At 66.5% G+C, this 5574-nt stretch carries 4 protein-coding genes; 3 read left to right on the top strand and 1 reads right to left on the bottom strand.

From position 1 onward, the window contains the following. Both opgC and WAW85_RS12650 read left to right on the top strand, forming a co-directional pair. A partial coding sequence (opgC, locus tag WAW85_RS12645) for an OpgC domain-containing protein (protein WP_422559958.1) occupies positions 1-1186 on the top strand: 1186 nt, incomplete at its 5' end. After that, on the top strand, positions 1083-2306 hold the full coding sequence (locus WAW85_RS12650) for a trans-sulfuration enzyme family protein (RefSeq protein ID WP_422559959.1): 1224 nt from the start codon (positions 1083-1085) through the stop codon (positions 2304-2306). The genes opgC and WAW85_RS12650, both read left to right, overlap by 104 nt. 3 nt (positions 2307-2309) lie before the next feature. On the opposite strand, the gene WAW85_RS12655 is transcribed toward WAW85_RS12650, so the two are convergent. Beyond that, positions 2310-3863 (bottom strand): DUF7059 domain-containing protein, encoded by a 1554-nt coding sequence (locus WAW85_RS12655; protein ID WP_422559960.1) that lies wholly within the window; start codon positions 3861-3863, stop codon positions 2310-2312. Positions 3864-3936: 73 nt separating this feature from the next. Here WAW85_RS12655 and WAW85_RS12660 point away from each other — a divergent pair. Next, positions 3937-5574, top strand: a 1638-nt coding sequence (locus WAW85_RS12660; protein ID WP_422559961.1) for a hypothetical protein, incomplete at its 3' end; no start/stop codon positions are given.

Here is a 5574-nt window from a genome sequence, read left to right on the forward strand (position 1 = left end):
GATCTGGAGCATGGTCAGCCTGCACTTCGCCAACGGCATGCTGATCGCCCTACCCACACACGCCTACCCGTTCGTCGACGGAATGAGTGCCTTCGTCCTGCTCTCCGGGATGATGCTCGGCATCGTCCACCGACGCTGGATGGGCGCGCACGACCTCGACTTCTCCTACCGCAGTCTGGCCAAGCGGGTGGGCGTGCTTTACCTCGCTCAGCTCCTCATGTCGCTGGTGGCGGTGACCGCGGGTATGTTCCTCACGGCCCGCGAGTTCCGGATGCTCACTACGCTTCCGCACGGGGAATCGCTCATCCAGCAACTATGGTGGGCGTTCACCATGCGCTTTCTACCCAGCGGCGGCAGCATTCTCGTCTGCTACATGGTGCTGATGACGCTGGCTTTCGCGGTGCTGCCACTCCTCGTCCGGGGCCGGTGGCCGCTGGTGCTGGCCGCCTCGCTGACCGGCTACGTGATCAGCCAGGTGGTCACCGCCGAATGGATGGTCATTTACGCCCATCCCGGCGGTGGGCCAGTGCAGAACTGGCTAGCCTGGCAGGTGCTCTTCGTCCCCGCGATGGTCCTCGGCTGGCATTGGCGTCAGTGGCGCGTGGCGCAACGGCTTGACTCGATCCTGCCTGCCCTGCTGGGCGCGACGCTGCTGGTCTGGCTGGCGATTGTGATCGCCGTGCGCACCGGCGCCTTCGCCGACAGTGCAGAGTTGATCGGCAAGGTCCACCTCGGTCCGGTCCGAGCCCTCGCGGCGTGGCTGGTGGTCACCGCCGTCTACGCGGTCTTCCGACGCCTCCTACAGTGGAGTGGTCACGACTGGTTCCGGCCGCTCGTCATGGTTGGGGCGCGCAGCTTGGATTCGTACGTGATTCAGGCGCTGGCTCTGGTCGCCATCCCGATGCTGTTCGTCTTCCGGCCGTGGGGCCTGGGTGTCTCGACGGTGGCCGCGGTCGCCGTCTTCGCGGGATGCTGGTGCTGGGCGGAGATTCGCACGGGTCTGCGAATCCACAAGCTGCACGATGCGCCAGCGATCCTGTCCGCCTGGGCGCAGCAGATGAAGCAGAGCCGAGGAGAACACCGTGACACGCCCGAAACCGCACAACCGCCGACCGAGCGCATCCGAACCCGGCGGCCTCGGCGAGAAGACACTGAGCGTGCACGCGGGGAACTTCTCGCACCGTGAGGGCGAGGCGATCCGGGTTCCCATCACGATGGCGAACTCGTATCACCTGCCGTACGACCCGTCGACGATGGACTGGTCTAATCCCGATCACTTGACTTACACCCGCAACACCGGCGTGAATCAGATTGCGCTGCAACAGAAGTTGGCCGTACTGGAGCACGGTGAGGATGCGCTGGCGCTGGCCTCCGGAGTGGCGGCGCTCCACGCGGTGTTCTTCACCCACGTGAACTCTGGCGACCACGTCGTCGTCTCCGACACCACCTACGAGGCAACCTACAAGCTGTGGACATCGTTGCTGCCGCGCAAGTACGGCATCGAAGCCACCTTCGTCGACATCACCGACCTGGATGCGGTGGCCACCGCGATCCGGCCGAATACGAAGCTGCTGTGCACCGAGGTGATCGCCAATCCGACGACCAAGGTGGCCGATATTCCGGCTCTGGCGCAGCTTGCGCGGGAGCGAGGTGTACTGCTCGTCGTCGATTCTACGTTCACGCCGCCGCCGCTGTACCGGCCGCTCGACGACGGCGCGGATCTGGTGATCCACTCGCTGACCAAGTACATCAACGGCCACGGCGACGCGATGGGCGGTGCGGTGATCGGGCGCGCCGAGCTGATCGAGCCGATTCGGGCCGAGGCGATGGTGGACGTCGGGGGCGTGATCTCGCCGTTCAACGCCTGGTTGATCGTGCGCGGCTCGGTGACGCTCCCGCTGCGATTGGCGCAGCATCAGGCCTCGGCGGCAGAGCTGGCGCGCTTCCTCCACGACGATCCGCGCGTGGCCTATGTGGCCTATCCGGGGCTGCCGAGTCACCCGCAGCACGAGGTCGCGGCCCGTTTGTTCGCCGGTCGCGGCTTCGGCGGGATCATGGCCTTCGCACTGGACGGCGACCCCGACCTGCAGAACCGTTTCATCGACGACCTGCGGGTGATCACCTCGGCCGTCTCGGTCGGGCACGACGAGTCGCTCATCGTGCACGTCGGCACCTCCGGTCCGCGGGTGGCCGCCTACCCCGAAGGCTTCCGCACCTATGGGCACCTGCGCTTTTCGGTGGGACTGGAGGACGTCGCGGATCTGCGTGCGGACCTGGCGGCCGCGCTCGATACCGCCGCACACTGACCGCTACTGCGCCGCGTACAGGATCCCGCGGCCGAGTGCTTCGCGGACAACGGGCAGGGTGACTTCGGCCAGCGCACCGGCGTCCACCCCGTGAAAATCCGCGAGGAGATCGATCAGCGTGATCAGCGGCACTTCCCCGCGACACCCGGCCAGCAGCGCCGTCATCACCTCGTCGACAGGCAGCACGGCACCGGGGCCACCGGGCCGGGTGACCGCGGCGGCAACTTGTTGCCACCCGTCGGCGCCGGGGAGTGACTGCGATTCCAGGAAGACCGGTGCGGTGCTCAGCGCGGCGCCCAGCAGTTCGGCGTCAGTGGTGGTGCGCAGGTAGTCGCGGCGCGCCCACCAGGACTGCGCTTCGAAGCCGGTCACTTCTTGCCCGGCCGCGGTGATCTCCTCGATCACCACGTCCGGCGCGCGGTCGATCTCCGGTTTACGTAGCGTCACCAGCCCCATGCCGATGCCGACGATCTGTTCGCGTTCGAACCAGTCGAGCCAGTCCGCGCCGCGTTCGGCGGCACCGTCCAGCGACTCCCCTGCGTCGGCGACCCAGAGCGAGACGTAGCTGATCGGGTCGGCGAGTTCGCGTTGCACCACCCAGGCGTCCAGCCCGGTGCCGCGCACCCACTCCCCGATACGCCGCTGCCAGTCGTCGACGTCGTGGACGATCCAGTTGGCCAACAGCTGCGCGATGCCGCCGGGCTCCAGGTGCGCGCCGACTTGCTCGATCAATTGGCGGCTGATGCCGTCGCCCGCGATCCCGGAATCTCGATAGATGTAGTCCTGGCTGCCTGCACCGACGACAAAGGGCGGGTTCGCCACGATCAGGTCGAAGGTCTCACCGGCGACTGGTTCGAACAAACTACCCGCGCGCAGATCCCACACCATCGCGTTGAGTCGCGCCGTCACCGCGGCCAGGGCCAGCGCCCGGGGATTGGTGTCGGTGGCGACGATTGTGTCGGCATGCGAATCCAGGTGCACTGCCTGGATTCCGCACCCGGTCCCCAAGTCCAGCGCGCGGCGGACCGGGGTGCGGATCACCGCCTGCGCCAATGACATCGACGCGCCGCCAATGCCGAGCACGTGGTCGCTCGCCAGCGGACCGGACCGCAGCAACGCATCCTGATCACTGACGACGAGGAAGTCGGCCTGGTCGGAACCGTGCGGCCGGATGTCAAGGATCGCCCGATAGCCGTCGCCTACGGCGGCGAGCACACCCTGCTCAACCAGCGTTGCCACGCTCAACGGCGAAAATGCCTGCGCGACGACACCTTCCGGCTCCGAGCTGCCGAGGAGAAAGAGCCGGATCAAGGTCGCCAGTGGCCGCTGAGCTGCCGGTGCACAGCGGGTCGCACGCAGCGCCGGCCACCAGATACCGGAGACGAGTGCCGCCCCGGCCTCCTCGCCGAGAAGGCCGTCGATGCCCGCTGAGCTGTAGCCGCGTTCCCGCAGGATGCCGCCGAGCGCGTCCACTGTGTCAGGATCGCGCAACGGAACGGTGGCAGGGAGCTGAGGATTCACCGGACAGAGCCTACCGCTCACCTCCGGTTCACCCATGCGTTGCCAAGTAAGGCTCCCCTTGGGATAGGGTTCGATATCGAATCTGGAACGTCGGGTACCTGGAGAAGAAGTGAATAAGTCTGTCCTGGTGACGCGCAGTAAGCGCATCGCCCTGGAAACCACCGTTGTCGTCGTCGCTGGCGCCTTCCTCGCGCATGGCGCTGTTCCAAACGCCCGGGCCGCCGAGGTCCTGCGCCCCGAGCCGATCGCGCTCACCGCGTTCGCGCCGGCGCCCGCCGCGAAGAAGACACCGAAGGCGAAGGCCGCCGAAAAGCAGCCGCCGCGGGCCGAAACCTACAAACAACGCCAGGACCGCATCGCCCGGTCGGCGACTCCGTTGCTGGCCACCCCCAAGGACACCGAGACCGTCGATCGCACCTGCGTCAGCGGCGAGTTCACCACCCTGGCGGTGATCTACGAGTCCCTGGTCCAGTCGCTGCTGCCCAGCCTTCCGCCGCAAGCCCGCGACGCCGTGTTGGCGCAGAGTTCGATGGTCAAGCGCGATATGCAGGGCATCACCGTGTCGACCCTCGGCCTCTCCGACCATCCGAAGGCCCTCGGTGCCGACGACGACGACCCGTCCACCAAGTACCGCTCTCCACATTCGCAGGCCATCGTCTCGGCCCTGCTGAAGATCCGCGACGGCAAGGAGAACGAAGCGATCCCGGTCGGCAACATCACCCTGTCCCAGGCAGTCGAGACCGCGTGGCTCGTGTTCTTCACCGGGATCCTGGAGCCCGCGAAGTTCAGCGTCGGTGTGGCACCGGAAATCTTCGATCTTTCTGGGGCCGTCATCCCAGACGTCGATGCCCTCAGCATGCTCAACTACGGCACACTCCTGAGCGTCGGCTTCGCTGTGATCCGGCTCGGTCTCACGCAGGCCTATCAGGCGATCAGCGAGGCCATCGTGGAAAACTGTATCGCCGAGGTGACCGACGAGCAGAAGAGCAGGGCTGGCGCGGCGAGCGAGGCCGTCGTCTACGACATTCCGATTCATCCGATCATCCGATCGATCGCCGACCAACTCGGCCTGGCCGACACCGACACCTGCGTGCCGGTCGGCGATCTCACGCTGGGCCGCATTGTCACCCGCACCGGGGAGGCCGCCAAACTGCAGGCCCCGACCACCGCGGCCAAACGCCAGATCGACGGTCAGGTGCGCCAGCTCCTCGGCCAGATGCGCGCCGTGCAGGTACCGCATCACCTGATCCCGGCCGACCCGTACGACTGGAGCACCGCGGGCACAATCGCGTCCTATATCGGAGGTGCGGTAATCCCGGTTTTCGGCGGTGCGCCGCTGGATATTCTGATCGGCCTGGGCCACAACCTGGGCGAGGGTAAGAATCTCGGCGAGACGGTGCCGCTGGACCAGCTGACCGTCACCAAATCACTCACCGCGGCGTATTTCTCGTACTACCTGGCCGTGCACCTTTTCACCGAGATCGGCGCGGCTGCTACCAAACCGCTTGATCTCGGATTCGGACCATTCCAGATCGTTGGCAAGATCCTCGATCTTCCGCTCACCTACGGCCTGGTGACCTACCACAATGTGGTCCGGTCGATGTGCCTGCGCGAGGACGACACCACCGGCACCGGCCTCGGTGCGGAGAAGAACAAGGACGACTACGCCGCCGGGATCGCGGCGACGACGACACCGAAGAGAAAATCCCCGGCGAAGGTCACATCGGCGACGGCGAAGGCGACCAAG

It is taken from the genome of Gordonia sp. (in: high G+C Gram-positive bacteria) (assembly GCF_049299075.1).
In the GTDB taxonomy this organism is placed as follows: domain Bacteria; phylum Actinomycetota; class Actinomycetes; order Mycobacteriales; family Mycobacteriaceae; genus Gordonia.

Coding starts and splice junctions, on each gene's coding strand:
- WAW85_RS12655 (WP_422559960.1), bottom strand. CDS start 3,863: ATGGGTGAACCGGAGGTGAGCGGTAGGCTCTGTCCGGTGAATCCTCAG.